This is a genomic window from Ilumatobacter coccineus YM16-304 (assembly GCF_000348785.1).
GTDB lineage: Bacteria > Actinomycetota > Acidimicrobiia > Acidimicrobiales > Ilumatobacteraceae > Ilumatobacter_A > Ilumatobacter_A coccineus.
In genome coordinates, this window is sequence record NC_020520.1 from 1 (window position 1) to 26,635 (window position 26,635).

Annotated in this window: 22 protein-coding genes and 1 tRNA gene; 16 read left to right on the plus strand and 7 right to left on the minus strand. The window is 66.9% G+C overall.

Translation table 11 applies throughout. The annotated features are described in order from the left end of the window. Positions 1–201: 201 nt before the first annotated feature. The 3 genes from dnaA (at position 202) to recF (ending at position 4,360) form a co-directional block, all read left to right on the plus strand. Positions 202–1,638: a chromosomal replication initiator protein DnaA gene (dnaA, locus tag YM304_RS00005; RefSeq protein ID WP_015439563.1), complete on the plus strand. Its 1,437-nt coding sequence runs from the start codon at positions 202–204 to the stop codon at positions 1,636–1,638. A gap of 369 nt (positions 1,639–2,007) precedes the next feature. Beyond that, a complete protein-coding gene (gene dnaN, locus YM304_RS00010; RefSeq protein WP_015439564.1) occupies positions 2,008–3,114 on the plus strand; it encodes a DNA polymerase III subunit beta in 1,107 nt (368 codons plus the stop codon). Between the two features lie 157 nt (positions 3,115–3,271). Then, positions 3,272–4,360: a DNA replication/repair protein RecF gene (recF, locus tag YM304_RS00015; protein WP_162142002.1), complete on the plus strand. Its 1,089-nt coding sequence runs from the start codon at positions 3,272–3,274 to the stop codon at positions 4,358–4,360. Positions 4,361–4,404: 44 nt separating this feature from the next. Here the strand turns inward: recF and YM304_RS00020 are convergent, their stop codons facing one another. Further along, a complete protein-coding gene (locus YM304_RS00020; RefSeq protein WP_015439566.1) occupies positions 4,405–5,397 on the minus strand; it encodes a hypothetical protein in 993 nt (330 codons plus the stop codon). A 109-nt stretch (positions 5,398–5,506) separates the two neighbouring features. Here YM304_RS00020 and YM304_RS24950 point away from each other — a divergent pair, with 109 nt between their 5' ends. The 4 genes from YM304_RS24950 to YM304_RS00040 all read left to right on the plus strand — a co-directional run bounded on the left by YM304_RS24950 (position 5,507) and on the right by YM304_RS00040 (position 11,388). Further along, positions 5,507–5,812: a DciA family protein gene (locus YM304_RS24950; protein ID WP_015439567.1), complete on the plus strand. Its 306-nt coding sequence runs from the start codon at positions 5,507–5,509 to the stop codon at positions 5,810–5,812. 338 nt (positions 5,813–6,150) lie between these two features. Next, positions 6,151–8,250, plus strand: coding sequence for a DNA gyrase/topoisomerase IV subunit B (locus YM304_RS00030; protein ID WP_015439568.1), 2,100 nt, complete (start codon positions 6,151–6,153; stop codon positions 8,248–8,250). A gap of 126 nt (positions 8,251–8,376) precedes the next feature. Then, positions 8,377–10,902 (plus strand): DNA gyrase subunit A, encoded by a 2,526-nt coding sequence (gene gyrA, locus YM304_RS00035; protein WP_015439569.1) that lies wholly within the window; start codon positions 8,377–8,379, stop codon positions 10,900–10,902. 207 nt (positions 10,903–11,109) lie between these two features. Then, entirely contained in the window at positions 11,110–11,388 is a 279-nt protein-coding gene (locus YM304_RS00040) for a pilus assembly protein TadG-related protein (protein ID WP_015439570.1), read from the plus strand. Here the strand turns inward: YM304_RS00040 and YM304_RS24440 are convergent. Next, on the minus strand, positions 11,354–11,983 hold the full coding sequence (locus YM304_RS24440) for a hypothetical protein (protein WP_015439571.1): 630 nt from the start codon (positions 11,981–11,983) through the stop codon (positions 11,354–11,356). The genes YM304_RS00040 and YM304_RS24440 overlap by 35 nt on opposite strands. A gap of 42 nt (positions 11,984–12,025) precedes the next feature. On the opposite strand from YM304_RS24440, the gene YM304_RS24445 reads away from it, so the two are divergent. From YM304_RS24445 to YM304_RS24960, 4 genes are all read left to right on the plus strand, one after another. After that, entirely contained in the window at positions 12,026–12,862 is an 837-nt protein-coding gene (locus YM304_RS24445; RefSeq protein WP_015439572.1) for a DUF3566 domain-containing protein, read from the plus strand. A gap of 15 nt (positions 12,863–12,877) precedes the next feature. After that, positions 12,878–12,951, plus strand: a tRNA-Ile gene (locus YM304_RS00050). Positions 12,952–13,118: 167 nt separating this feature from the next. Beyond that, on the plus strand, positions 13,119–14,093 hold the full coding sequence (locus YM304_RS24955) for a saccharopine dehydrogenase family protein (protein ID WP_015439573.1): 975 nt from the start codon (positions 13,119–13,121) through the stop codon (positions 14,091–14,093). After that, on the plus strand, positions 14,086–14,961 hold the full coding sequence (locus tag YM304_RS24960; RefSeq protein ID WP_015439574.1) for an alpha/beta fold hydrolase: 876 nt from the start codon (positions 14,086–14,088) through the stop codon (positions 14,959–14,961). The genes YM304_RS24955 and YM304_RS24960 overlap by 8 nt, the downstream gene beginning before the upstream one ends. Positions 14,962–14,969: 8 nt before the next feature. Here the strand turns inward: YM304_RS24960 and YM304_RS00065 are convergent, their stop codons facing one another. The 3 genes from YM304_RS00065 to YM304_RS00075 all read right to left on the minus strand — a co-directional run bounded on the left by YM304_RS00065 (position 14,970) and on the right by YM304_RS00075 (position 18,977). Next, positions 14,970–15,491 carry a DUF1003 domain-containing protein gene (locus YM304_RS00065; RefSeq protein WP_015439575.1) on the minus strand — a complete coding sequence of 174 codons (522 nt, stop codon included), beginning with the start codon at positions 15,489–15,491 and terminating at the stop codon, positions 14,970–14,972. Continuing rightward, on the minus strand, positions 15,488–16,747 hold the full coding sequence (locus YM304_RS00070; RefSeq protein WP_015439576.1) for a magnesium transporter MgtE N-terminal domain-containing protein: 1,260 nt from the start codon (positions 16,745–16,747) through the stop codon (positions 15,488–15,490). The genes YM304_RS00065 and YM304_RS00070 overlap by 4 nt, the downstream gene beginning before the upstream one ends. Positions 16,748–16,820: 73 nt before the next feature. Next, positions 16,821–18,977 (minus strand): molybdopterin-containing oxidoreductase family protein, encoded by a 2,157-nt coding sequence (locus YM304_RS00075; RefSeq protein ID WP_015439577.1) that lies wholly within the window; start codon positions 18,975–18,977, stop codon positions 16,821–16,823. Positions 18,978–19,119: 142 nt separating this feature from the next. Here YM304_RS00075 and YM304_RS00080 point away from each other — a divergent pair, with 142 nt between their 5' ends. After that, complete coding sequence (locus YM304_RS00080) at positions 19,120–19,824, plus strand: histidine phosphatase family protein (RefSeq protein WP_015439578.1); 705 nt, start codon at positions 19,120–19,122, stop codon at positions 19,822–19,824. A 331-nt stretch (positions 19,825–20,155) separates the two neighbouring features. Here the strand turns inward: YM304_RS00080 and YM304_RS00085 are convergent, their stop codons facing one another. Beyond that, complete coding sequence (locus tag YM304_RS00085) at positions 20,156–20,638, minus strand: NUDIX domain-containing protein (RefSeq protein ID WP_041298518.1); 483 nt, start codon at positions 20,636–20,638, stop codon at positions 20,156–20,158. Between the two features lie 153 nt (positions 20,639–20,791). Here YM304_RS00085 and YM304_RS00090 point away from each other — a divergent pair, with 153 nt between their 5' ends. After that, positions 20,792–21,616 carry a DMT family transporter gene (locus YM304_RS00090; RefSeq protein ID WP_015439580.1) on the plus strand — a complete coding sequence of 275 codons (825 nt, stop codon included), beginning with the start codon at positions 20,792–20,794 and terminating at the stop codon, positions 21,614–21,616. A gap of 105 nt (positions 21,617–21,721) precedes the next feature. After that, on the plus strand, positions 21,722–23,149 hold the full coding sequence (locus YM304_RS00095; protein ID WP_015439581.1) for a mycothione reductase: 1,428 nt from the start codon (positions 21,722–21,724) through the stop codon (positions 23,147–23,149). Positions 23,150–23,191: 42 nt separating this feature from the next. Here the strand turns inward: YM304_RS00095 and YM304_RS00100 are convergent, their stop codons facing one another. Then, positions 23,192–23,917: a sulfite exporter TauE/SafE family protein gene (locus YM304_RS00100; RefSeq protein WP_015439582.1), complete on the minus strand. Its 726-nt coding sequence runs from the start codon at positions 23,915–23,917 to the stop codon at positions 23,192–23,194. Positions 23,918–24,054: 137 nt separating this feature from the next. Between YM304_RS00100 and YM304_RS00105 the strand changes: the two genes are divergently transcribed. Together YM304_RS00105 and YM304_RS00110 are read left to right on the plus strand one after the other, a co-directional pair. Next, positions 24,055–25,248 (plus strand): aminotransferase class V-fold PLP-dependent enzyme, encoded by a 1,194-nt coding sequence (locus YM304_RS00105; RefSeq protein ID WP_015439583.1) that lies wholly within the window; start codon positions 24,055–24,057, stop codon positions 25,246–25,248. 69 nt (positions 25,249–25,317) lie between these two features. Continuing rightward, on the plus strand, positions 25,318–26,616 hold the full coding sequence (locus tag YM304_RS00110; protein WP_015439584.1) for a D-arabinono-1,4-lactone oxidase: 1,299 nt from the start codon (positions 25,318–25,320) through the stop codon (positions 26,614–26,616). Positions 26,617–26,635 lie beyond the last annotated feature (19 nt).

Consider the following 26,635-nt stretch of genomic DNA (forward strand, 5'->3'; position numbering starts at 1 on the left):
TGTGGACAAACCACATCGATGTAAGTTACCCACAGGGCGAGAGGTTGTGCATCACCCCAGCGTGTGGGCCGTTTTTTGAGCTTTTCGCTGCACGTTTCCGTCTCGTTCACAACGTGCTAGGTTCTGTCGCTCGTGTCGGATCCAGGGATGTCCACACACTGTGGAAAAAGCTGTGGAACGACCAAGGGATGATGTGACCGAATGCCAGTGACCGAGGCCGATGACGTGTGGACGCAGGTGACGCTTGCGCTGCGGATGCAACTGGCCGAGAGCGTGTGGTTCTCGACGTTCCAAGACGTGCAGCCGATCAGTGCCGACAACGACACCCTGCGACTCCTCGCACCGAGCGGCTACGTCCGGGATCGCATCCTCAAGCGCTACCTGCCGCTGGTGACCGACGCGCTCGAAGATGCCGGCGAAGGGCATCGCACGATCGAGATCGACGTCAAGGCCGGTGCCGACCACGACGAGTCGGTCCCCGACGAGCACCACGCGGCGCCGATCGACAACGCCCCGGCCGACACCGCGCACCAGAGCGACACCGCGAACACCCCGTCGAACATCCACCTCGACACCGGCCCGGCCGCACTGTCGGAGCGTGACCTCGTCCTCGAAGACGCCGGGCTCAGCAGTGACTACTCGTTCGAGACCTTCGTGAAGGGCGCGTCGAACCAGTTCGCCCTCGCCGCGGCGTTGCGGGTGGCCGAAACCCCTGCTCGCAGCTACAACCCGCTGTTCATCTACGGCGCCGCAGGGCTCGGCAAGACCCACCTGCTGTACGCGATCGGCCACTACGTCCACTCCAACTACCAGCACCACAAGGTGCGCTACGTCTCCACCGAGACGTTCATGAACGAGTACGTCGAGTCGATTCGTCAGAACACGACCAACCTGCTGCGTCAGCGATACCGCGACGTCGACGTGCTGCTGATCGACGACATCCAGTTCATCGCCAACAAGGAAGGGCTCCAGGAGGAGTTCTTCCACACGTTCAACGCGTTGCACGGTGCCAACAAACAGATCGTCATCAGCTCCGATCGCACGCCCGACAACATCCCCACGCTGGAAGAACGCCTTCGCAGCCGGTTCAAGTGGGGACTCATCACCGACATCCAGCCGCCCGACGTCGAGACCCGTCTGGCCATCCTGCGCAACAAGGCGGATCGCGAAGACGTCGACGTGCCGGCCGCGGCACTCGAGTTCATCGCCGAGAACATCTCGACCAACATCCGTGAACTCGAAGGCGCGCTCGTTCGCGTCATGGCGTTCGCCAGCCTCAGTCGCCAACCGATCACCATCGACCTCGTCCAGAGTCAGCTCGAAGATCTCCTCACGCTGAGCCAGCCGAAGATCCGCACCGACGAAGAACTCCTCCAGGAGATCGCCGACATCTTGCGCTTCGACGTCGAAGCGCTCAAGGGCAAGAGCCGGCAACGCCCGCTCGTCACCGCCCGCCAGATCGCGATGTACGTGTTCCGCGATCTCACCGACCTGAGTTACCCGGCGATCGCCCGTCTGTTCGGCGGGCGCGATCACACCACCGTGATCCACGCCAACGACAAGATCCAGCGCCTCATGAAGGAACGCAAAGAGATCTACGACCAGGTCACCGCGCTCATCTTGAAGCTCAAGGCATAGCGCCGCCGCCATGCACCAGGTCCAGCACCCGGCAACCGGCCATCGAGCGGTGATCGCCGGCGAGACCGCGCGACCGACCGCACATCTCTGCCGTGACGACAGCGGGTTCGGTCGCGTCTCACCCGGTCGAACACCCGCGCGGGGGACAACGATGGGGACGTCGGTCGGACAGCGCGCCGTCGCGCGGGGGACAACGCGCTGTCGTCCACCGAGTTACACGACTGTGAGATTCGAGCTGGGGATGACCACGTATCCCATGTGGACGCGATCAACCGCCGTACGCTGCACGTACGCGGGTTGTTCACAATCCACAGCCCCTACTACTTCTATTGTCTTTGAAACATCCATGCATGAGGAGAAGTGCCCACTGTGAAGTTTCGTTGCGAACGTGACGTCCTGGCTGATGCTGTCGGCTCCGCCGGCCGCGCCGCCACCAACCGAACCGGAACCCTGCCGGTGCTCGCCGGTGTCCGGATGGAGGTCGCCGGTGACACGCTCACGGTGACCGGCACCGACCTCGAGCTGACGATCCGACTCACCGTCGAAGTCGGCGGAGAACAAGACGGTGCTGCCGTCGTTCCCGCCCGCCTCGTCGGCGACATCGTCAAAGCCCTGCCCGCCGGCGCCGTCGAGATCTCACTCGACACGTCCGGTGACTCGGGCGAGATGTCGATCAGCGCCGGCCGCTCCCAGTTCTCGGTGCGCCCGCTGTCGCTCGACGACTACCCGGCACAGACCGAACCGAGTGGCGAAGCGGTCACCCTGTCGGCCGAGACGATGTCGGATGCACTGCGTCAGGTCGTCCGCGCCGCCTCGACCGACGATGCACGCGCCGTGCTCACCGGTGTGCTCCTCGCGTCGGAAGACGAAGGCGTCCGCATGGTCGCGACCGACTCGTACCGCCTCGCGGTGCGTGACCTGCCCGACTCGACGGTGCTCGGCTCCGGCCAGAAAGTCCTCATCCCCGGTCGTGCGCTCAACGAGTTGCAGCGCGTGATGGGCGACGTCGAAGAGCTCACCGTCCGCTTCGGCGAACGTGAAGCCACCTTCGAAGCCGGCACCACACGCCTCAGCACCCGGCTGATCGAAGGCGAGTTCCCGAACTATCGCAACCTGCTGCCCTCGAGCTACCCGAACCTGCTCACCGTCAGCAAGGCGTCGATGATGGAAGCGATCCGTCGTGTGAAGATCCTCGCTCAGGACTCCACCCCGGTGCGCCTCACCCTCGGCGGCGACACGGTGCAGCTCACCGCGATCACCCAAGACGTCGGTAACGCGGCGGAAGAGATCGACGCCAGCTACGACGGCGCCGAGATGACCGTGGCGTTCAACCCCGACTACCTCGCCGCCGGCATCGACGCGATCGACGCCGACGACGTGACGTTGGCGACGATGGACCCGATGAAGCCCGCCGTGCTCCGCGGCGCCGGCCAGGAGGACTACCTGTACCTCCTCATGCCGGTCCGCGTGCCGTGACACTCTGAGCGCTCGGAGGCCGCTCCCTCGCTTGCGCTCGCCTGCGGCTCGACCCTTCGATGGCTGGGTCTCGCGCGGGGATGTCTGGCTGGTGGTGGGGAACACTCGGGGTTGGTGGTTGCTGACGTAGCCTCGAAACACTGTGATCGTTTCTCGGTTGGAGCTCATCGACTTTCGGAATTATGTGTCGGGTGAGTTCGACCTGCTCGACGGCACCACGGCGGTCATCGGCGACAACGGGCAGGGCAAGACCAACCTGGCCGAAGCACTCGCGTACCTCGCGACGCTGTCGAGCTTTCGCGGTGCCCCCGGTGACGCGCTCGTCCGAGTGGGGGCCGACCAGGCCATCATCCGTGCCACGGTCCGTCACGACGACGGACGCGAATCGCTGATCGAGGCGGAGCTCACCGTCGTCGGCCGCAACCGCGTCCAGGTCAACAAGCAGAAGCTCAAGCGGGTCCGCGACCTGCTCGGCACCGTGCGCGTCACGGTGTTCTCGCCCGACGACCTGATCGTCGTCAAGGGGTCACCCGGCGATCGACGCCGCTTCATGGACGACACCCTCGTCGCGCTCGCCACCAAGTACGACGCCATCCGTCTCGAGATCGATCGCATCGTCAAGCAGCGCAACAGCCTGCTCAAGCAAGCCCAGAAGGCCGGGCATCGCGCCGAGAACCTGCCCGACGACATCGCGGTCACCCTCGACGTGTGGGATGCGAAGTTCGTCGAGCTCGCCGATCAGTTCGGCTACGCACGAGCAACACTCGTCGCCCGCATCACGCCGATGGTCCAAGACGCGTACGACCAACTGGCGGGGGAGTCGTCGCCGATCGAGCTGCGCTACGAGCCGGAGTGGCGCCAGATCGGTCTGCTGAAGGCGCTTACCGCGGCCCGGCCGATGGACCTGCGGCGCGGCGTGTCGACCGTCGGCCCGCACCGCGACGAACTCGCCCTGTCGATCAACGGACTGCCGTCACGAACACACGCGTCGCAGGGGGAGCAGCGCACGCTCGCGCTCGCGCTGCGACTCGCGTCGCATCGCCTGGTGACCGAGCGAACCGAATCGGCACCCGTGCTCGTCCTCGACGACGTGCTCAGCGAACTCGACGACGGCCGGGCCACCGCGCTGCTCGAACACCTTCCACCCGGCCAGGTCGTGATCACGACGGCCAGCGAACTCCCCCCGGCCGCGCAAGCCGACAGAGTGCTGCGCGTGAAGGCTGGCGAAGTCGTCACCGAATCCTGATCGCCGCGCGGTCGAGTCCACCGAGCGCTGTGCCCGGGCCGGCCTCAGTCGAGATGTACCGTGGCGCTGACGATGGCCACGCCGCCCGAGGTGCACAGCTCGAGCGCCGTGTGATGATCGCTGGTGACCGGTCGAATGGTGCGTCCGGTCGGCAGCGTCCCCGACACCACGTTGACCATGCTGATCTCCTCCTCGCTGCCGGTCGCGGCGAACGGTTGACCGTCGTGGAACAGGTGCAGCGCGAGGAACTCGTCGATCGGGTCGGCCGACGTGGCCGACCGTGACGAGCTGACCACTTGCACGTCGACGTCGACGTCGGTCGCCGCGTTGTAGCGAACGTCGACCGAACTCACCGAGGTGCCCGGCTGGAGGGGGAGGGGCGCGAGCAGGCAGTCGCGTCCGGAGCCGGGCGACCGCAACCACAGCAGGTTCTTGTAGTCGAAGCCGGCCCCGCCGTCTTCGGTGGCGGCCGGCGTGAAGTCGGCGCCGCCGACGAAGACCTCGGTCGTCGGCAGCTTCACGTAGCGATCGTCGTGGTCGTGATCGACGTAGTAGCCGTTGACGTCGACCACCACCGACACGGTCCCAGAGTTGTTGTAGATCTCGAACTCCTGGTCGACCGAGAGCTCGGTGACGACGGCGTTCGGCACCGGCGGTTGCCCGGGAGCCGGGTTGAGACTCGCCGCGGTCGGACGGTCGCCGCCGGCCCACACCGTGAGGTACGACTGCTCGGTGGCGCCCAGTGCGGTGATGTTGAGCGAGAGCGCCGATGCATCGGTCGGGATCGAACCGCTGCACGGTGTGCCGGCCTGCTGCGCGTCGATCGTGTGAGTGTCGGCCGGCCCGAGCCCGATCGAGCGCGGTCCGACCGTGTTGGGTGCCGGGCGGGTGTCGGCCAGTCGACACGGTTCGATCGGCACGAGCACGGCGCGCTCGCCCGACGACACCCCCGCCGACGCGAAGTGTTGGGTCGTGGCGCCGATGGCGGTGCCCGCGATCAACAGGGTCGTACCGGCAGCGAGCGATCTGAGCTTCATACGACGATGGTGGCAGACCCACGAGTGGCGTCGCGACCGTTTTGCCGATGCGTGTGATGCCAGCGCAGCCGTTCGATCGACCGGTTCGAGAAGGCGTTACGGTGACGGGGTGGACGATCCCGTTCCGATCACCCGATCGCTCGACAACATCATGAAGTCGCTGCGCGGCACCGATCGGATCCAGGTCGGGGGCCTGTTCAGCAAGTGGGACGACGCGGTCGGGGCGCAGATCTCGGCGCACGTCAAACCGATCAAGCTCGACAAGGGCACCCTGCTCGTCGAAGCCGACGAAGCAGCGTGGGCGACACAGGTGAAGTTCCTGAGCGACACGATCATCAGCCGACTCCACGACGTCGCACGCGTCGACATCGACCGTGTCGAAGTGCGCGTGAAGTCCGCTCGCCGCGGCCGCTGACCGCCCTGTCGACGACGTGCACGACACGTGTGCAGGTCCGATGCGCCGACATCAGTGCGCGCTGGCCGTCGCGTGACCGATTCGCGACGCGGAAACGGTTGTCCACAGTTAAATCACAGACCTGTGGTTTACCGATCGTGCCATGGCGAATGACCCATCTCCGGCACACCCCGCTGGTAGGCTGAGAGCCAATTGTTCTGGGGGTTTCCTCGCCGGTCTGACGCACCTGGCTGAGGTGTTTCCCGAGGCGACGATCGTGCCCCGAACGGGCATCCAAACAACTCCAACCCAACGCTCGCGGCCCGATGTGGCCCGAGGAGTCGACGAAGAAGGTACGAGTGTCCTCAGACACCGCAATCAACGAACTCCCGAACCCCGACGACGACGCCACCACTCCCATCCAGCGCCCTGTCGCGTCGGACGCGGACGTCGACGAGGCGGGCGATGATCCGGCCGACGTAGCGAAGGCGCCGCGCCGCAAGCCACAGGGCGACGCGGCCAAGACCACGGCCGACTACGACGCAGCCGCCATCACGGTGCTCGAAGGCCTCGACCCGGTGCGCAAGCGCCCGGGCATGTACATCGGCTCCACGGGCCTCACCGGTCTGCACCACCTGATCTGGGAAGTCGTCGACAACTCGGTCGACGAAGCCATGGCCGGCCACTGTGATCGCATCAGCATCACCCTCACCGCCGACGGCGGATGCAGCGTCGCCGACAACGGTCGCGGCATCCCGATCGATCCGTTCACCACCGGTGAACACGCCGGCAAGTCGGCTGCCGAAGTCGTGCTCACCGTGCTGCACGCCGGCGGCAAGTTCGGCGGCGACGGCTACAAGGTCTCGGGTGGTCTCCACGGCGTCGGCGTGTCGGTCGTCAACGCCCTCTCCACCAAGCTCCTCATCCAGGTCGACCGCAACGGCGATCGCTACGAGCAGACCTACGCCGACGGCGGCGCCCCGCAGAACAAGATGGAGAAGGTCGGCCCCACCCCCAAGGGTGAGCGCGCCACCGGCACCACCATCACGTTCTGGCCCGACCCGTCGATCTTCCAGGCCGAAGGCGTCGAGTTCGTGGCGCGCACCGTGCTCGAACGACTCCAGACGATGGCGTTCCTCAACAAGGGCCTCATCATCGACTTCACAGACGAGCGTCCCGAACGCGAGCAGGAGATCACGTACCAGTACAAGAACGGCCTGGTCGACTTCGTCAAGCACCTCAACGCCACCAAAGACCCGCTGTTCAGCAAGGTCTGCCAGTTCGAAGACGAAGACGACGACGGCCAGATGCTCGACGTCGCCATGCAGTGGAACACGGGCTACCACGAAGGCATCCACGGCTACGCCAACGGCATCTCCACCATCGAAGGTGGCATGCACATCGAAGGCTTCCGCTCGGCGCTCACCACCACGATCAACAAGTACGCCCGCGAGAAGAACCTCCTCAAGGAGAAGGACGCGAACCTCACCGGCGACGACGTGCGTGAAGGCCTCACGGCGATCGTGTCGGTCAAGCTGCGCGAACCGCAGTTCGAAGGCCAGACCAAGGCCAAGCTCGGCAACGTGCCCATGCGCTCGTTCGTGCAGAAGGCCACCAACGAGATGCTCGCCGAGTGGCTGCAGGAGAACCCGGCCGAAGCGAGCAAGCTGGTCAAGAAGGGTGTCGCCGCCGCGCAGGCACGAGCCGCCGCGAAGAACGCCCGCAACGCGATCCGTCGCAAGACCGCACTCTCGGGTGCCGGCATGCCCGACAAGTTGAAGGACTGCCAGTCGAAGAACGCCGACGAGTCCGAACTGTTCATCGTCGAGGGCGACTCCGCCGGCGGCACCGCGGTCGACGCTCGCCATCCGTACAGCCAGGCGATCCTCCCCATCCGCGGCAAGATCCTCAACGTCGAACGTGCCCGCATCGACAAGATGCTGAAGAACAACGAGATCCAGGCGCTCATCACCGCCATCGGGGCCGGCGTCGGCGACGAGTTCGACGTCGAGAAGGCTCGCTACCACAAGGTGATCTGCCTGGCTGACGCCGACGTCGACGGCAGCCACATCCGCACGTTGCTGCTCACGTTCTTCTTCCGCCAGATGCGCGAGATGGTCGAAGCCGGTTACTGCTACATCGCGCAGCCGCCGCTGTACTCCACCGAGGTCGGCAAGGAGAAGGTGTACCTCAAAGACGACGTCGCCAAGGCCAAGTTCCTCGAAGAGCGCCCCAACCACAAGAAGAACTTCGCCCGCCTCAAAGGCCTCGGCGAAATGGACTGGGAAGAGCTCCGCGCCACCACCATGGACCCGAACACGCGCACGCTGCTGCAGGTCAACGTCGACGAAGCCGCCCGCGCCGACGAGATCATGTCGACGCTCATGGGCGACGACGTCGCCACCCGCCGCGAGTTCATCACCACCAACGCCCGCGACGTCCAGAACTTGGATTTCTGAGTTTCGTGGTCACTCGCTTCGCTCCGTCATCGGGTGTCAGACACCGAATGACCCATCTCGCTCACGACCCCATCTCGCTCACCGGTCATTCGGTGTCTGACACCCGATGACCACACAGGACTTCTCATGACTGACACGACTGACACGACTCCTCCTTCGGGGGATGAGCCGCCCATCGAGCCGCCTGCTTCTGGAGGCGACGACGGCACGCCCGACGATCCGATCCAGCCGATTCCGCTCTCCGACGAGATGGAGTCGAGCTTCCTCGAATACGCGATGTCGGTCATCATGTCGCGCGCACTGCCCGACGTCCGCGACGGACTCAAGCCGGTGCACCGCCGCATCATCTGGGACATGGAAGAGCAGGGGTTCCGCCCCGACCGGCCGCACGTCAAGTGCGCCCGCGTCTCGGGCGACACCATGGCCCGCTTCCACCCGCACGGCGACTCCGCCATCTACGCCGCGCTCGTGCGTATGGCCCAGCCGTTCTCGCTGCGCCACCCGCTGATCGACTTCCACGGCAACTACGGCTCACCCGACTTCGGACCCGCCGCCTCGCGCTACACCGAATGTCGACTCCACCCGTTGGCGATGCAGCTGCTCGCCGACATCGACGAAGACACCGTCGACATGATCCCGAACTACGACGGCACGACCGAGGAGCCGCTCGTGCTCCCGTCGCGGTTCCCCAACCTGCTGGTCAACGGCAGCCAGGGCATCGCCGTCGGCATGGCGACCAACATCCCGCCGCACAACCTCGGCGAAGTCATCGACGCCGTCGTCCACCTCATCGACCACCCCGACGCGACCGTCGAGGACATGATCGAACACGTCAAGGGGCCCGACTTCCCGACGGGCGCCTACATCCTCGGCCGCTCCGGCATCCTCGACGCCTACCGCACCGGTCGTGGCAGCGTGAAGACGCGCGCCAAGGCCAGCATCGAAGAGACCAAGAACGGGCGCTACGAGATCGTCGTCACCGAGCTGCCGTACCAGACCAGCGTCTCGTCGATCGCCGCACGCATCGACGAACTCGTCACCGCCGGCGACCTCGAAGGCATCTCCGACGTCAACGACGACTCGTCCGGCGGCGAGACCAGCCTCATCATCTCGCTCAAGCGAGACGGCAACCCCAACGTCATCCTCAACAAGCTCTACAAGATGACGCAGTTGCAGTCGTCGTTCTCGATCAACATGGTCGCGCTCGTCGACGGTGTGCCACGACAGATCACGCTGCTCGACGCGCTCACGGCGTACCTGCGCCACCAGGTCGACGTCATCACCCGTCGCACCGAGTTCCGTCTGGCGAAGGCCGAACGCCGCGAACACATCCTCGAAGGTCGCATCAAGGCCCTCAACGTCATCGACGAGATCATCGCGCTCATCCGTGCCAGCGACGACGTCGCCACGGCGCGCGAGGGCCTCATGACCGAACCGTTCGAGTTCTCCGAAGTGCAGGCCAACGACATTCTCGACATGCAGCTCCGACAGCTCACCCGGCTGTCGCGCATCGACCTCGAGACCGAACTCGACGACATCCGCGCGAGCATCGAAGACCTGCAAGACATCCTCGCCCGCCCCGAACGCCTCAACGGCGTCATCAAGGACGAGATCCTGGCGATCAAGGAAGAGTTCGCCACGCCGCGCATCTGCGAGATCACCTACGACGACGGCGAGATGTCGATCGAAGACCTCGTCGACGACAAAGAGCTCGTCATCGTCATGACCCAGGCTCAGTACGTCAAGGCCGTGCCGGCCGCGTCGTTCAAGACCCAGGGCCGTGGCGGTCGTGGCGTGTCGGGCGGCAAGCTCAAGGTCGACGACATCGTGCGTCACGTCATCTTCACCACCGCGCACGCGCACCTGCTGTTCTTCTCGAACCGCGGCAAGGTCTATCGATTGCGCGCCCTCGACATTCCCGAGCGCGAGCGCACGGCCAAGGGCATGCCGATGGTCAACCTGCTGCCGCTCCAGGCCGACGAGAAGATCCAGGCGATCATCGACACCCGCGAGTTCGCCGGTGATCGCTACCTGTTCTTCGCCACCGAGCAGGGCACGGTCAAGAAGACCACGTTCGGCGCCTACGACACGTCACGCCGCGACGGTCTCATCGCGATCAACCTCAAAGACGACGACCGTCTGATGAAGGTCATCGAGACCACCGGCGACGACGACATCTTCATGGTCACCAAGCGGGGCATGACCATTCGCTTCAACGAGAACGACGTGCGGTCGATGGGCCGCACCGCCGGCGGTGTTCGCGGCATCAAGCTCAAGAACGCGCAAGACGGCGTGGTCTCGGTCGACGTCGCTCGCGACGACACCTCGATCCTCATGGTCACCGAATCCGGCTACGGCAAGCGCACCGAACTCGATCAGTTCAACGTGCAGGGACGCGGCGGCCAGGGCGTGATCGGCATCAAGCTCACCGGCAAGAAGGGCGAGGTCGTCGATGCGTTCATGGTCGGCCTCGACGACGACATCGTCGCCGTTTCGAAGAGCGGCATCACCATCCGCATGCCGGTCCGTGAGATCTCGACGCAGGGTCGTACGGCCACCGGTGTGAAGGTGATGAACATGGACGATGGCGACATCGTCGGATCGGTCGCACCGATCCTCGCCACCGACGCCGAGATCGACGACGGCGAGTAGCCACTCGACGCCGACGCGGCGTCCTCATCGCGGGAGTACCCGCCTCGGTTCCAACGACTCCGAGTGAGGTCGCCCGTGCGCGCCATCCCGTCCACATCATCAACACCATCCACCTCGGTCACCTCGAGTGGCTGGTCACGTCGTGCCGACTCGTCAGGCCAGCCGCGGCCGCGGTCGTGCCGCGGACGAGATGCCGGCCAAGCCGCCGTGCTCGTGGTCGCCGTGACGGCGGCGCTGTTGGTCGTGATCGTCGTCGCGCTCGCCGACATGGGGCGAACCACGGCCGATCGAACCCGGGCACAGACGGCCGCCGACGCCGCCGCGCTCGCCTCGGTCGAAGGTGATCGCGCTCGTGCCGACGACCTCGCCGGTGCGCACGGCGCCACGGTCATCGCCTGGTCGACGGGCCCAGGCCCCGACGAGGTGACGGTCACCGTGCGACTCGGCGACGTCACGGCCACCGCTCGCGCCAGCATCTCACCCTGATCCGACATCGGAATCGTCTGGCGGAGGTGCCTGCACGGCGCCCTGGGAGGCACCTAGACTGCCGACAGTGAGCAAAACCGAGCACGATCTGACGTCCGCTGATGCCGACGACGCGCTCGATGAACTCTTCGCGGACCAGGACTTCGACGACGCGATGAACGATGCGCTCGAAGCCGCCGATGTCGAACTCGACGTCGACGACGCCGCCGATGCCGACGACGAAGCCGGCGACGACATCGATGACGACGCCGACGAGACCGAAGCAGAACTCGCCGACGACGATCTCGACGATGATGTCGATGACGACTTGACCGACGCGCACGACGCCGAGCAGCTCGATGTCGACCTCGACGACGATGATGTCGACGACGATGACCTGGACGAGGCCGAACTCCGCGCCGACGACCTCGATGACGCCGACGATGAGCTCGACGACGACGACATCGACGCCCGAGATCTCGCCGACGATGAGGCCGATCTCGACGATGACGACGACGCCGAAACCGAGGACGCTGAGGCCGACCTCGACGACGATGAGCTCGACGACGACAGCGATCTCGACGATGATCTCGACGACGACGGCACGGCCCGCCATGGCATCCGCGCGGCCACCAGCGACACCGACGACGACGAGGAGGTGAGCTCGGAGTTCGAGCTGCCCGAGATCGTCCCGGCAACACCCGACGACACGACCGACGACGTCATCGACGACTCGGTCGCGGCCGAACTCCACGCCGCCGAGGCGCGCGACTTCGTCCCCGCCGGCGACCCCGACACCGACGACGAACTCGTCGACGACGACGTCTCCGACGACATCCTCGAAGAACTGCGGCGCGCCGACATCGACGGCCCCGTCGTCGACCTCGCGCCACAAGACGACACCGCCAACGCTCGTCGTCGCCCACGTCGCAGCGCCGACTACGACCCGGCACCCATGCCGATCCCGGCACAGATCCCACGAGTGCTCGGCCGCAAGCCACGCGTCCGCAAGGTCACCCGTGTGGTGCGTCACGTCGACCCGTGGAGCGTCTTCAAGATTGCGCTCGTCGCCAGCGCCGTCCTCTACGTCATCATGCTCACCGCGGGTGTGCTGCTGTGGAATGTGGCATATGCCACCGGCACGGTCGACAACGTCGAGCGCTTCTTCGAATCGTTCGGTTGGGAGACCTTCTCCTTCAACGGCGGCGAGATCTACCACGCTGCGTGGATCGCCGGGCTGTTCGGCGTCATCGGTCTGACCGGCCTCGCCGTGCTCGCCGCCACCCTGTTCAACCTGATCACCGACCTCGTCGGGGGCATGCGCTTCACCGTCCTCGAAGAGGAGGTCGTCGAGACCCGGGTCTCACCGATGCGACGCTTCGTGGTGCGCCGAGCCGAGCCCGAAGTACCGGCTGTCGTGCGCGATCACTCCGGTTCGATGATTCGCGAAGCCGTGGTCGACGACACGGGTGCGAACGTACGACCCTCCCGATAGTCTCACGATCTTGTCGGGGCTATAGCTCAGTCGGTTAGAGCGCATCGCTGATAACGATGAGGTCCCTGGTTCGATTCCAGGTAGCCCCACCCACCCGATGAGATGGATCTGAGGTTCATCTGATGAAATTCATCCGTCGCGTCGTCTCCGCCGTCGTTCTCGGTGCCATCTTCGCTGCTGGTATCCGAGTTCGAGGCTCGGGTGGTACCCCACCCCAGAGCGGTGGCTGGCGCCCCCTCGACGTCTCCGACGACGGATGAACGTCGTGTTCCCTCCCGATTCCCCGACCATCGGCCTCGTCGGCGTCGGTGTGGTCGGTGGCCGCGTCCGACAGCGCGTCGGCACGATTCGTCCCGACGCGAGAGTCGTCTCGATCGACACACGACAGATCGACGTCGGCACGTCGCCGCTGATCGACGGCCTCGACGCCGTGATCCTCGCCCACCCCGGCCCGCACCATCCCGTCGCCCGCCGCTTCCTGCAGCGCGGTGTGCCGGTCGTGTCGATCGGTGACCAGATCGACGACGTGCGAGCCCTCCTCGACCTCGGTGCGCTCGCCGTCGAACACGACGTGGCGCTCGTGGTGGGTGCCGGTATGTCACCCGGACTCGTCGCGCTGCTCGCTCGCCACCTGGCGGGCTCGTTCGCCACCGTCGACGAAGTCCACGTGAGCATCCACGGCACGGCCGGACCGGCCTGTGCCCGCCAGCACCACCGCGCCCTCGCCGGCACGGCCACCAACCTCCACGACGGCGCCGAGATCACCGCCGTCGCGGGCACCGGCCGTCTGCTCTCGTGGTTCCCCGAACCGGTGGGCGCCTACGACTGCTATCTCGCCGAGGTGCCGGCACCGCTCATCATCCGCCGCGCCATGCCCGAGGTCGAGCGGGTGCAGGCCCGCCTCTCGGCCAATCGCCGCGACCGGCTCACGTCGCGACTTCCGATGCTCAAGCGCCCACACCGTGAAGGCGGCGTCGGTGCGCTTCGAGTCGAAGTGCGCGGCAACGATCACGACGGCGGGCGCCTCACGCTCATCGGCGGTATCGCCGAACTGGTCGGCACCGCAGCCACGGCGACGGCGCTCGCCTTCACCGACCTCGTGCTCGACGGCGAACTCGCCCCCGGTCTCGTCGTGCCCGGCGAGGCCCGGCTCGACACGAAACGGCTGTTGCGTTCGATCGAACGCCTCGGCGTCCGACTGCAAGAGTTCACAGGAGTGCCGAGTGCCTGACCTGCCGACCCCCATTCGACGAGACCTGCCGCCGTCGTGGTTGCCGGCCGGTTCGATCGTGCGCGTGCCCGATCGCGGCGAGTTCTTCGTCCGGCGTCACCAGCACCCCGACCCGGCGGCTCCGACCGTGCTGTTGTTGCACGGTTGGACGGCGTCGTCCGATCTGCAGTTCATCGGTGCGTATCGAGCGCTCATGGAGGTCTGCTCGTTCGTCGGTGTCGACCACCGTGGCCACGGCCGCGGACTGCGGTCGCTGAAGCACTACGAACTCGACGAGGTCGCCGACGACGCGGCGGCCGTGGTTCGCGAACTCGGGCTGAGCAACGTCATCCCGGTCGGCTACTCGATGGGCGGCCCCATAGCGATGTACGTCGCGCGGCGGCATCCCGACCTCGTGCGCGGCATCGTCGTGCAGGCGACCGCGTTGGAGTGGAGTGCGACCTTGCGCGAGCGCCTGTCGTGGAAGCTGCTCCCGATCATGGGCGCGGCGTTGCGTTCGTGGACGCAGCCGTACGTGCTGCGCAAGGCGGTCGAGCGGATGATGACCGACGATGCGGGTCTGGCGCAGCACCGCGACTGGATCATCGCCGAGACCATGCGCGGTGATGCGCGCGTGGTGCTGCAAGCCGGCAAGGCGCTCAGTCGACACGACGCACGATCGTGGGCGAGCACCCTCGACGTGCCGGCCGGCTGCCTCGTCACCACGAAGGATCGGCTCGTCAAGCCGCGCAAGCAGCGCGAACTCGCCGCGGCGCTCGACGCGCACGTGGTCGAGGTGCCGATGGATCACCTCGACGCGCTCGATCTGCGGTCGGGTTTCGCCGAGGCGACGGTCGAACTGGTGCGCCACGTCGCCGCGCAGCGCTGACTCGCGCTTCAGTCCTCGTCGGCCGTGTCGAGCGATGTGCGCAGAGACCGCACGTCGTCGCTCAACTGCTCCACCACGTCGGTGAGGCGTTCGAGGCGTTCGTCAAAGCTCTCGCCGGTGACCATGTCGGACAGCGACAGGCGCACGCTGGCGATCTCGCGAGCCAGGAACTCGGTGTCGTTCTGTGTGCGTTCGGCCACGTCTCGATCGGTCTCGGCCATCACGCGGTCACGGCGCTCCTGGCGTGACTGGGCGAGCAGGATCAGCGGGGCCGCGTAGGCGGCCTGGATCGACAGCACCAGCGTGAGGAGGGTGAACCCGCGTGACCAGGGGTCGAACACCAACCGGTCGGGGGCGAACACGTTGTGCAGGATCCAGACGGTGATGAAGCCCGTCTGGTACACGAGAAATCGGGCGGTGCCGATGAAGTTGGCGATCGATTCGGCGAACGAGCCGAACGTGTCGGTGTCGACCTGCACGCCCTGCCAGCGGCGCGACCGAGGAGCGCTGAGGTCTTCGCGGCGCTTCACGGAGTGACCGACCCGGTGCTGCGCGTCGGGCGGTGGCGCTTGCGCCATTCGGTACCGAGCATGCGGTCGATCACGTCGTCGACGGTGACCGCGCCGAGCAGGCGACCGGCCGCGTCGCACACCGCGACCGCGAGCAGGTCGTAGCTCGCGAGTTGTTCGGCCACTTCGGCGTCGCTCGTGTCGGGCAGCACCGTGGGGCAGTCGTCGACGATCTGACGGATCTCCATCGCCGGCGGTTCGCGCAGCAGTCGCTGCATGTGCACCACGCCGAGGAAGCGACCGGTCGGGGTCTTGAACGGTGCCTGGCACACGAAGACCTGCGCCGCGATGCTCACGACCCAGTCGGGGTTGCGGATCTCGGCGAGGGCTTCGGCGACGGTGGCGGTCGGCCCGAGGATGATGACCTCGGGCGTCATGAGGCCGCCGGCCGTGCCCTCCTCGTACGAGAGGAGTCGTCGCACGACCTCTTCGTCCTCGTCGTCCATCACGTCGAGCATCCGCTCCTGCTGCGCGTGCGACATCTGACCGAGGAGGTCGGCGAGATCGTCGAACTCCATCTCGTCGAACACGCCGACCAGACGTTCGCGGTCGAGACCTTCGACGATGCGGATCTGTTCTTCTTCCGGCAGCTCCTCGAGCACGTCGGCGAGTCGCTCGTCGTCCATGGCGTGCGCGATCTGGCGTCGTTGCGCGTCGGGCAGCTTGCGCACGACGGCGGCGACCTCGGCCGGGTGGAAGTCGCGCAGGCGCGCTGCTTCGGCTTCCATTGCGGTCGGGCTGTCGAAGAGCCCGGGCAGCTCGCTGGCGTCGGCGAGGCGATACGTCGGTCGCCGACCGATGCCACCGCGGCGCGAGAGTCGGACCTTGTCGATCTCCCACCAGGTCGAGCGCCCGTCGCCGGCCTGCAGCAGGCCGACATCGCTCACCGTTTCGGTGCCGATGCGTCGGTCGATCAGCTCGGCGTTGATGAGCACTTCACCCGGCCGCGGTTTGAACGGGTTGAGGTCGACGTCCCAGCTGCGCAGGCGCGCCCCGTCGCTGTTGAGCTCTTCGACGCGGTTGGCGTTGACGAAGATGCGGCGACGCTGGCTGCTGGCCACGAACCCGACGATGCGTGGAGCGACGGCCGGCTGCCCTCGAGACGCCGGGCGACCGGGGATGGCGACGAGGTCTTCGATTTGACCGATCGGCGATCCACCCGCGTCGAGGAGCGGCAGGCGCATCACTCTGAACGCGTAGATCAGTTCGCCGGCCATGGCCGTCAGGGTACTTCCAGTGTCAGACCGCGACGGTCACGCTTCGAACAGTAACTCCGCGTTCACGTGCTGGTCAGGAGCGCTGTGCGGCGCCGCGGACCTCGACGAGCGTGTCGGAGTACGCCACGCCGCCGCCCCAGTCGGTGAGCGTGTCGCTCGTGAGGCTGTTGGCGACCTTGCCGTCGACGTGATGCTGACGCCACCACCCGAACGGCACGGCGACCACGCCGGGGCGAACCCGCTCGGTGATACGAACGGGTACGTCGAGGCTCGATCGGTCGTTGTGCACGGTCGCCAGGTCGCCGTCGGCCAAGCCGCGAGCGGTTGCGTCGGTCGCGTTCATCTCGACGAACGGACCACCTTCGGCCGGGCCGTGCTTCGGGAGGTGGGCGTAGCCCGAGTTGAGGAATCGGCTGTGGTGCTTCGGCGTGAGGAGTTGCAGGGGGAATCGTGCGGCGAGCTCGGCGTCGCCATCGGGGCCCTCGGCGGGAGGAACGTAGGTGGGGACGCGCGGCTGGCCGAGCGATTCGAGCTGGTCGGACGCGAACTCGACGCGCCCACTCGGCGTCGGGAACGGGGTCGCGCCGCCGGGGTCGCCGTAGGGGCGACCGTCGTCGGGGTAGGGCGCACGCTGCCACTTCTCGGCCCGCAGCCGCTCGATGTCGATGGTCGGGAGCGCATCGCTGAGCAGGGTCTCGTCGTCGGCGAACAGCTCGGGCTCGGTGTAGCCCATCGCGGCGGCGAGGCGTCGGAACAGTTCGGTGTTCGACACCGACTCCCCGGCCGGGGGGATCGCCGCTTCGTTGTAGGCCACCCACAGGTGCCCCCAGGGGAACACGACGTCGTCGGCTTCGATCTGGGTGGTGGCCGGGAGGACGATGTCGGCGTAGCGCGCGGTCTCGGTGAGGAACTGCTCGTGGACGACGGTGTAGAGGTCGTCGCGGGCCAGACCCTGTTCGACGAGGTCGGCGTTGGGGACGACGACGACCGGGTTGGCGTTCCACACGATCAGCGCATGGATCGGCGGGCCGTCGCCGAGGTCGTCGTCGGTGCCGGTGAGGACGGTGCCGAGACGGCTCATGTTGGTCTGCCGCGGAAACCACGGCGCACCGTCGGCGTCGGTGATCGGAATCAGCTCGGGTTTGGTGAGGGCGTGCATGTCGATCTGACCCTCGGTCCAGAACCCGACGCTGCGCGAGAAGCCGCCGCCGCGATCCCGCCACGCACCGGTGAGCGCGGGAAGGCATGCGAGCGTGCGGAAGAACATCGCCCCGTTCTCGTGGTGCTCGGCCCCGATCAGCGTGCGGATCGCGGTGGGGCGCGTCGACGCGACATCGATCGCGAGCTGCTCGATGATCTCCGCGTCGACGCCGGTGGCTTCGGCTGCACGCTGCGGCGTCCAGTCGGCGACCGCCGCTCGGAGTTCGTCGAAGCCGGTGGTGTGCGCGGCGACCCAGTCGGCGTCGTGCAGGTCGCGCTCGATGATGACGTGCATCATCGCCAGCATCATCGCGATGTCGGTGCCGGGCCGGGGCTGGATGAACACGTCGCCGGCAGCCGGGTCGACCGCCTCGGCGGTGAGCGTGCGGATCGGGTCGATCACCACGAGCCGAGCGCCCTGGGCGCGGGCCGTTTCTATGGTCGGCCACAGGTGCCGGTTGGTGAGACGCGTGTTGGTCGCCCACAGGACGATCAGCTTGGAGTGCACCATCTCGGTGGCTTCGAGGCTGGCCCCCGACCCGTTGGTCATCGTCGTTCCCGCACCGACCGTGACTCCGCAGATCGCTCGCTCGAGTCGGGTCGCGCCCATCCGGTTGAAGAAGCGGCCACCCGAACCGAACATCGACAGCAGGCTCTGGTTGCCGGCGTCGGAGTACGGCATCACGGCTTCCGGACCGTGCTCGTCGATCACGCGATGCAGGTTGGTGGCGATGTCGGCGAGCGCGTCGTCCCAGCTGATCTGCTCGAACTGGCCCGAACCCTTCGGGCCGACGCGGCGCATCGGGTGCAGGAGGCGTTGCGGGCTGTAGACGCGGTCGAGGAATCGGTTGACCTTCGGGCACAGCTCGCCCTGGGAGAACGGGTGCTCGGGTGTGCCGCGGAGCTTCACCGCGACGGGCTCGCTGCCGGAGTCGTCGACGGTCACCGTCCACCCGCACGAGTCGGGGCAGTCGTGGTGGCAGGCGCCGTGGACGGTGCGCATCGTGGGTTCCTGCTCGGCGAGCGTCATGCGTCCAGCGTACGGACGGCCGTGGCTCGCCGTCAGCGGATTCCGGTCATGCAACCACGTCATACGGGCTCGCGAGCCGGGTCGCGATTCGGCTCGCGATTCGGCTTGTGGTGCGCTGCGGGGCCTCTGACATGCTGGACCGATGGCCACCACTGACCAGTCCGCATCGCCCGACGCCGCTCCGACCCGAATCGTGTTGATCCGTCACGGTGAGTCGGCGTCCAATGCGGGCCGCTGGATCTCGGGGCTCGAGACGTGTGGCGGCCTCACCGATCTGGGGGTGGCACAGGCCGAAGCGCTGCGGGGCCGTCTCGCTGCCGACCCTGATCTGCGCCCCGATGCGATCCTGGTCAGCACGATGCGGCGAGCGGTGCACACCGCCGAGATCATCGCCGAACCGCACGGCATGGTGCCCCAGCAGCACGCCGACCTGATCGAGCGAACGTCGGGTGAGGCGGAGGGGCTCACGGTCGAGGAGTACACCGAGAAGTACGGCATCGCTCCGTGGACCGACTGGGAGAACCCGCTGTCGCCGGGCGGAGAATCGGGTGACGAGTTCGCGTCGCGGGTGTTCTCGGCGACCGATCGCGTGGTCGGCGAGCACCGCGGCAAGACCGTGTGGGTGGTGTGCCACGGTGGCGTGATCATGATCAGCGCGGCTCGACGTTGGCCGGTGGCATCCGAAGCCACGTCGATCGCTGCCTTGCCGGTGGTGAGCCCGATCAACACCTCGGTGTCGGAGTGGTTGGTCGACCCGGCGGGTCTGTGGCGAATGGCCCGCTACAACGACCACACGCACCTCGTCGGCGTCACCCCCGTCGACCCCCAGGCCCCCGCCGCCCTCTGACCCCCCCGCCAAGGGTGATTTTTGCCCAGGCCAAATGTGTACGCGTGAGGGTGATTCTTGCCCAGGCCAGATGTGTACGCGTGAGGGTGATTTTTGCCCAGGCCAGATGTGTACGCGTGGGGGTGATTTTTGCCCAGGCCAGATGTGTACGCGTGGGGGTGATTTTTGCTCAGGCCAGATGTGTACGCGTGGGGGTGATTTTTGCCCAGGCTCGTTGTGTACGCGTGGGGGTGATTTTTGCCCAGGCTCGTTGTGTACGCGTGGGGGTGATTTTTGGCCAGGCTCGTTGTGTGCGCGTGGGGGTGATTTTTGGCCTGGCTCGATGTGGGCGTCAGGTGGTGGGGGATGGGGTTTCGACGATGGGGCGGAGGTGGGGCCACGCTGCTGCGAAACCTGCGTGCAGGGGGAGACGCTCGACGTCGTCGGGCGTGAACCAGCCGACCGCGTCGGTCTCGAAGTTCATCGAGTTGCCGAAACGCTCGGTGACCTCGACGACGATCGTGATGTACGACCAGTCGGTCGCCGGAACGAACGCGTACTCACCGAGCAGTTTCGTGCCACCCGGCGGCAGTTCGCCCACTTCCTCCGTCGCCTCGCGCAGCGCACCTTCATACGGCGTCTCACCCTCGTCGAGCGCGCCACCGGCACACGACCACGTGCCGCCCTCGTGTGCCATCGCCGACCGCTTCTGCAACATCACGACCGGGCCGTCGGCCTCGCGCACGACGAACACGACGCCCGCCGCGCCGAACACGCCCCAGCGGACGTGTCCGTCGCTGCATCGCATGAATCCATCGCCGGTCCGTCGCTGCATGAGGTCACTGTTGCCGATGAGCACCGCCTCGCGCCAACGGGGAAGTGAGAGCACCGGGACAGCGATCGATCACCTGCATAATGTGCCCGCCGTGCAGTACCAGGTCGAGAGCGCGAACAACCGCTCCTCCCAGCCCGGCGAGGAGGTGACGAGATGGCGATCGTCTATGGCCTGCTGACCTCGTTGTCGATCGGCCTCGCCGACCTGTTCGGCCGCCGGGTCGTCAACGCACGAGGTCCGATCGCCGCCGGAGTCGCACTGCAGTTCGTGGCGATCTTCACGTCGATCGCCGCGCTGTTCGTCGTCGACAGTTCGTTCGGTGTCGGTGACTTCGCCATCGGGCTGGCCTCAGGACTCGGTCTCGGCGTCGGGCTGTGGGCCTACTTCAGCGGTCTGCGCCGATCGTCGTCGGCGGTCGTCGCACCGCTCGTCGCCACGCTGTCGGCGGTGATCCCCTTCGGGTACGCGGTCGTTCGAGGTGCCGACCCGACGCTGATCGCGCTGCTCGGAGCGATCGTGGCGGTCGGTGGTCTGGTCGTGATCACGATGGGCGGTGGACGCGTCGAGCACCTTCGTGACGGCATCCGCTGGGGAATGATCTCGGGCCTCGGCTACGGCTTCGGGCTGAGCATCGTGATCGAAGCGTCGGAGTCGAGCGGATCGTGGCCCGCCGTGGCCCAGCGTGTGTCGGCGTTCGCGTTGATGATCGCCGTCGCCCGGTCACGGTCGGCGACCATCGTCCCGCCGCAAGGGCTGCGGGCCGCGGCGCTGATCGCCGGCATGTTGGCAGGCGGCTCGACGATCTTCTTCCTGCTCGGCGTGCAGGCGGGCGCGACCTCGGCAGTGGTGACCGCATCGCTGTTCCCGGCGGTCAGCGTGGTGGTCGGACGGTTCGTGTATCGAGACGACGTCGAGCCCCGTCAGATCGCCGGCCTCGGGATCGTGCTGCTCGGCGTGATCTTCGTCGCCACCGGCTGACGGCCCGTCAGCCCGGTTGCATCGGCCCAGTCGTGTCGGCTCGCCGGCGGGGGAGTGCGCAACCGACGGGAAGCAATCCGGGCCACGATGGGTTAGACACCGGTTGTGAGCGAGAACGCAACCAACACCGAAACCGAGTCCGACGATGCGATCGATCGTGGCGAGGTCTTCGACCTGATCATCATCGGCTCGGGTTCGGGCAACTCGATTCCCGAGTACTTCGACGACTGGAAGATCGCCATCGTCGAGCGCGGCGTGTACGGCGGCACCTGCCTCAACGTCGGGTGCATCCCCTCGAAGATGTTCGTGCTCCCGGCCGACAAGGCGGTCGATGCGCAGACGTCGGCGAAGCTCAACATCGACACGCAGTTCAACGGTGCTGATTTCGCGGCGCTCCGCGACCGCGTGTTCGGCCGCATCGACTCGATTTCGGAAGGCGGACGCGACTACCGGGCGAACGGCTCGCCGAACATCACGTTGTTCGAAGGCACGGCGCGATTCACCGGCGACAAGGTGTTCGAGGTGGCGATGAACGACGGCACCGACCTGGTCACGATCAGCGCGTCGAAGGTGTTGATCGCGGCCGGTGCGCGCCCGGTCACCCCGCCGATCCCCGGTCTCGTCGAGACCGGATTCCACACGTCCGACACGATCATGCGCCTCGACGCGCTGCCCGATCGCCTCGGCATCATCGGCGGCGGCTTCATCGCCGTCGAGATGGGGCACGTGTTCTCCGGCCTCGGATCGAAGGTGACGTTGATGAACCGCTCGGAGGGCGTACTGCGCGGTTTCGACCACGAGATCAGCGAGCGCTTCGCCGAGGTGTTCGGCGAGCGTGTCGACCTGCGCTACGGCCACGTGCCGACCCAGGTGTCGCGGCTCGACGACGGTTCGATCGAGATCATCGTCGGTGGAGAATCGGTGATCGTCGACGAGTTGCTCGTGGCGACCGGGCGTGAACCCAACAGCGACCTGCTCGAAGTGCGCGCCGGCGGCCTCACGTGCCACGACCGCGGCACGATCGACGTCGACGACACCATGGCGACCAACGTCGAGGGCGTGTGGGCCATCGGCGACATCGCCAACAACTACCAGCTCAAGCACCTCGCGAACGCCGAGGCGAAGGTGGCGTTCTGGAACATCGCGCACAGCGACCAGGAGCCGCGCCGCCAGAGCTACAAGGCGGTGCCGAGTGCCGTGTTCTCCAACCCGCAGGTGGCGCACGTCGGGCTCACCGAGCAGCAAGCGATCGACCAGGGCATTCCGCACAAGGTCGGCAAGCGTGACTACGCCGGCACCGCGTACGGCTGGGCACTGGTCGACGAGACGTCGTTCGCGAAGGTGATCGTCAACACCGAGACCGGCCTCATCATCGGCGCGCACATCATCGGTCCGCAGGCGGCGACGCTCATCCAGCCGATCATCCAGGCGATGGAGCTCGACACGCCGGCCGCCACGATCGCCCACGACGTGTTCTACATTCACCCGGCGCTCACCGAAGTCGTCGAGAACGCCATCCTCGAAGCCCTTTGAACCGACGCTCCGCCGCAGCTGCACACGCGGCCCGATCGTTTGTCAGGTGAGGGCTTGGATGATGAGGCGGAGGGCGAGTGCGGTCAGCACGAGCTTGAACACCTGTGCGAGACGATCGTCGGAGATCTTGCCGAGCAGGCGCGTGCCGATGACACTGCCGAGGGTGACGCCGACGCAGCCGACGGCGATGACGTCGAGGTGGTCGGCGAGCGAGAAGCCGTCGATCGTGAAGGCGACGATCTTCGACGTGTGCGCCACGACCTGTGATGCGGCAGCGGTGGCGACGAAGGCGATGTGGGTCGACGTGACCGCTTTGAAGAACGGCGAGGTGACCGGCCCGCTCGCGCCGACGGTGGAGTTGAGGAACCCGGACGCGGCGCCGACGCCGAGCATCGCCCGGTCGGGGAGCTGACGTCCGCCGCGCCACTTCAGCAGTGACGGCTTCCATCCGACGACCAGGACGAACACGCCGAGCAACAATCGTGTCGCGGCGTCGGGGATCGAGGTGGCCACGATCACACCGAGCAGGCTCGCGGGGAAGATCAGGAGCGACGACCACCCGACGGCCGGCCACGAGATCTCGCGTCGGAGGATGGCGGCCCGCGAGCCGTTCGAGACGAACTGCATCGCGCCTTGGATCGGGATCGCGACCGTCGGGGCGAAGAACTGTGCGACCACCGCCAGCAGGATGATGCCGCCGCCGAGCCCGGCGACCGCGCTCAGGATCGACGTGGCCAGTGCTGCGAATCCGACGACGGCGACCTCCATGCCTCAACCATACATGTTAAATACAAGTAAAGACAAGTAGTAGACAACCAGCCGGTACGGCCGACCGGCGACAACTGCGACCGTGGCGTGGATCGACGCGCCGAGGTCGCCCGGTGTCGAGCGTTAGCGTCGAGTCGATGGCAGCACCCTTCACCGATGCCGAGATCGAGACCATCCGGGCGGCCACGCCGGGCTGTCGTGACGAGCTGATCCACCTCAACCACGCAGGTTCGTCGCTGCCGGCGCAGACCGTCCTCGACGCGCAGATCGAGCACCTGCAACGAGAAGCCACGATCGGCGGCTACGAGGCGGCGGCCGCCACCGCTGCGGAGCGCGAGCAGACGTACGAGTCGATCGCGGCCCTCCTCGGCGCCAAGCGGAACGAGATCGCGCGATTCGAGCACGCCACCGCCGCGTGGAGCGCAGCGTTCTGGTCGATCCCGATGCAGCCCGGACAGGCGATCATCACGCACGATCACGACTACGGCGCCAACGCCGTCGCCATGTTGCACGCCGCGGCGACGCGAGGGGTGCGGATCGTGCGCGTGCCGAGTGACGCGGTCGGCCAGATCGATCTGGCCGCGCTCGCGGCAGCACTCGACGATCCCGACGGCGTCGCGCTCGTGTCGCTCGCGTGGATCCCGACCAACGGCGGCCTCGTCAACCCGGCCGCCGCGGTCGGCGCCCTGACGCGTGCCGCCGGCGTGCCGTTCCTGCTCGACGCGTGTCAGGCGGTCGGCCAACTCGTGATCGACGTCGACACGATCGGCTGCGACTTCCTCAGCGGCACCGGACGCAAGTACCTGCGCGGCCCGCGAGGCACCGGCTTCCTCTACGTCCGCGAGTCGATCCTCGATCGCGTGGTCCCGTCGCACCCCGACCATCACAGCGCCGAGTGGACCACCCTCGACACCTACACGTTCGAGCCGGGAGCGACGCGCTTCGAGTACTGGGAGTTCAGCCACGCCAACTGGCTCGGACTCGGGGCCGCCGTCGACGTGGCGCTCGACCTCGGCGTCGACCGCATCCAGACCGCGATCGCTCGCCGCGCGAAAGACCTTCGGGCTGGGCTGTCGGGCATCGGCATGGAGGTGCACGACGAGGGGATCGCTCGGTGCGGCATCGTCACGGCGACCCATCCGACCCTCGCTTCCGACGTGGTGCAGGCTCGACTCGCCGAGCAACGGATCAACACCTCGGTGACGCACGTCGGTTCGTCACGAGCCGACGTCGAGCGCCGCGACCTCGCACCGATGCTGCGCCTGTCGGCGCACTGCACCACGACCGCCGCCGAAGTCGACCACGTCTGCAGTACCCTCGCAGAACTCTGATCGCGGCGGCTCGGCGAGCGGCCGACGGGCGAAGCGGCGGCACCCCGGAACGTCGCTTACGCTTCGGCAATGGCCGTGTCGACGAAGAACTGGGCAGGAAACCAACGCTGTGTCCCCACGGCGGTGCACGAGCCGACCACCACCGACGAGGTCGCGGCGATCGTGCGCCGCGCTGCGGAGGCGGGTGAGCGGGTCAAGGTGATCGCCGGTGGCCACTCGTTCACCGACACCGCGATGACCGACGGACACCTGCTGTCGCTCGACGCGATGAAGCGCATCATCGACGTCGGCGGGCGAGACGGACTCGACGTGCGCGTGCAGGCCGGCATCCGGCTCCACGATCTCAACCAGCAGTTGACCGACCGCGGCCTCGCGTTGCCGAACCTCGGCGACATCGACCGGCAGTCGATCGCCGGAGCCACCGCGACCGCCACGCACGGGACGGGAGCCGGGCTCGGCAACATCTCGACACGAATCGTCGGGATGGAGATCGTGACCGGCGACGGCTCCGTGCGCCGCTGCACCGAAACCGACGACCCGGAACTGCTGCGCGTCGCGCGGGTGAGCCTCGGCGCGCTCGGCATCGTGACCGAGGTGACGCTGCGATGCGTGCCGGCGTTCAACCTCCACGCCGTCGAAACCATCGAGCCACTCGTCGACCTGCTCGCCGACTTCCGCACCCTGATGCACTCCACCGACCACGTCGAGTTCTACTGGATGCCGGGGAGTCGCCGTTGCCAGGTGAAGCGCAACACCCGCACCGAACTCCCCGCCGAGCCGCAGTCGAAGGCGGCGTACATCCGTGACAAGTGGATCGGTGAGAATCTCGCGTTCGGCACCGTGTGCCGCGTCGGCCGCCGCTTCCCGAGCCTCGCACCGAGGGTCGCGAAACTCGTCATGTTCGGTGCACCCGAACGAGACCTGATCGACCGGAGCGACAAGATCTTCTGCAGCCCGCGCAAGGTCCGCTTTCTCGAGATGGAGTACGGCGTGCCGATCGATGCGGTGCCCGACGCGATCGGTCGGATCCACGACCTGATCTCCACGTTGCCGATCAAGCCGATGTTCCCGATCGAAGTGCGGATCTCGGCGGCCGACGACATCCCACTGTCGACGGCGAACGGTCGGGCGTCGGGATGGATCGCCGTGCACCAGTACGTCGGCGTGCCGCACGAGGCCTACTTCCAAGGCGTCGAGTCGATCATGAACGACTACAACGGGCGGCCGCACTGGGGCAAGCTGCACTTCCAGACGGCGACCACGCTCGCCCATCGCTACCCCGAGTGGAACACGTTCCAGGAGTGGCGAGACGAACTCGACCCGAACCGCACCTTCACCAACGCGTACCTCGAGCGTGTGCTCGGCTGACGCGAGCGTCGAGCCGGAG

Coding starts and splice junctions, on each gene's coding strand:
- YM304_RS00090 (WP_015439580.1), top strand. CDS start 20,792: ATGGCGATCGTCTATGGCCTGCTGACCTCGTTGTCGATCGGCCTCGCC.
- YM304_RS00105 (WP_015439583.1), top strand. CDS start 24,055: ATGGCAGCACCCTTCACCGATGCCGAGATCGAGACCATCCGGGCGGCC.
- dnaA (WP_015439563.1), top strand. CDS start 202: ATGCCAGTGACCGAGGCCGATGACGTGTGGACGCAGGTGACGCTTGCG.
- YM304_RS24440 (WP_015439571.1), bottom strand. CDS start 11,983: ATGGCGGGCCGTGCCGTCGTCGTCGAGATCATCGTCGAGATCGCTGTC.
- YM304_RS00100 (WP_015439582.1), bottom strand. CDS start 23,917: ATGGAGGTCGCCGTCGTCGGATTCGCAGCACTGGCCACGTCGATCCTG.
- YM304_RS00110 (WP_015439584.1), top strand. CDS start 25,318: ATGGCCGTGTCGACGAAGAACTGGGCAGGAAACCAACGCTGTGTCCCC.
- YM304_RS00020 (WP_015439566.1), bottom strand. CDS start 5,397: ATGAAGCTCAGATCGCTCGCTGCCGGTACGACCCTGTTGATCGCGGGC.
- YM304_RS24955 (WP_015439573.1), top strand. CDS start 13,119: ATGAACGTCGTGTTCCCTCCCGATTCCCCGACCATCGGCCTCGTCGGC.
- YM304_RS00080 (WP_015439578.1), top strand. CDS start 19,120: ATGGCCACCACTGACCAGTCCGCATCGCCCGACGCCGCTCCGACCCGA.
- YM304_RS00070 (WP_015439576.1), bottom strand. CDS start 16,747: ATGGCCGGCGAACTGATCTACGCGTTCAGAGTGATGCGCCTGCCGCTC.
- gyrA (WP_015439569.1), top strand. CDS start 8,377: ATGACTGACACGACTGACACGACTCCTCCTTCGGGGGATGAGCCGCCC.
- YM304_RS00075 (WP_015439577.1), bottom strand. CDS start 18,977: ATGACGCTCGCCGAGCAGGAACCCACGATGCGCACCGTCCACGGCGCC.
- YM304_RS00085 (WP_041298518.1), bottom strand. CDS start 20,638: ATGCAGCGACGGACCGGCGATGGATTCATGCGATGCAGCGACGGACAC.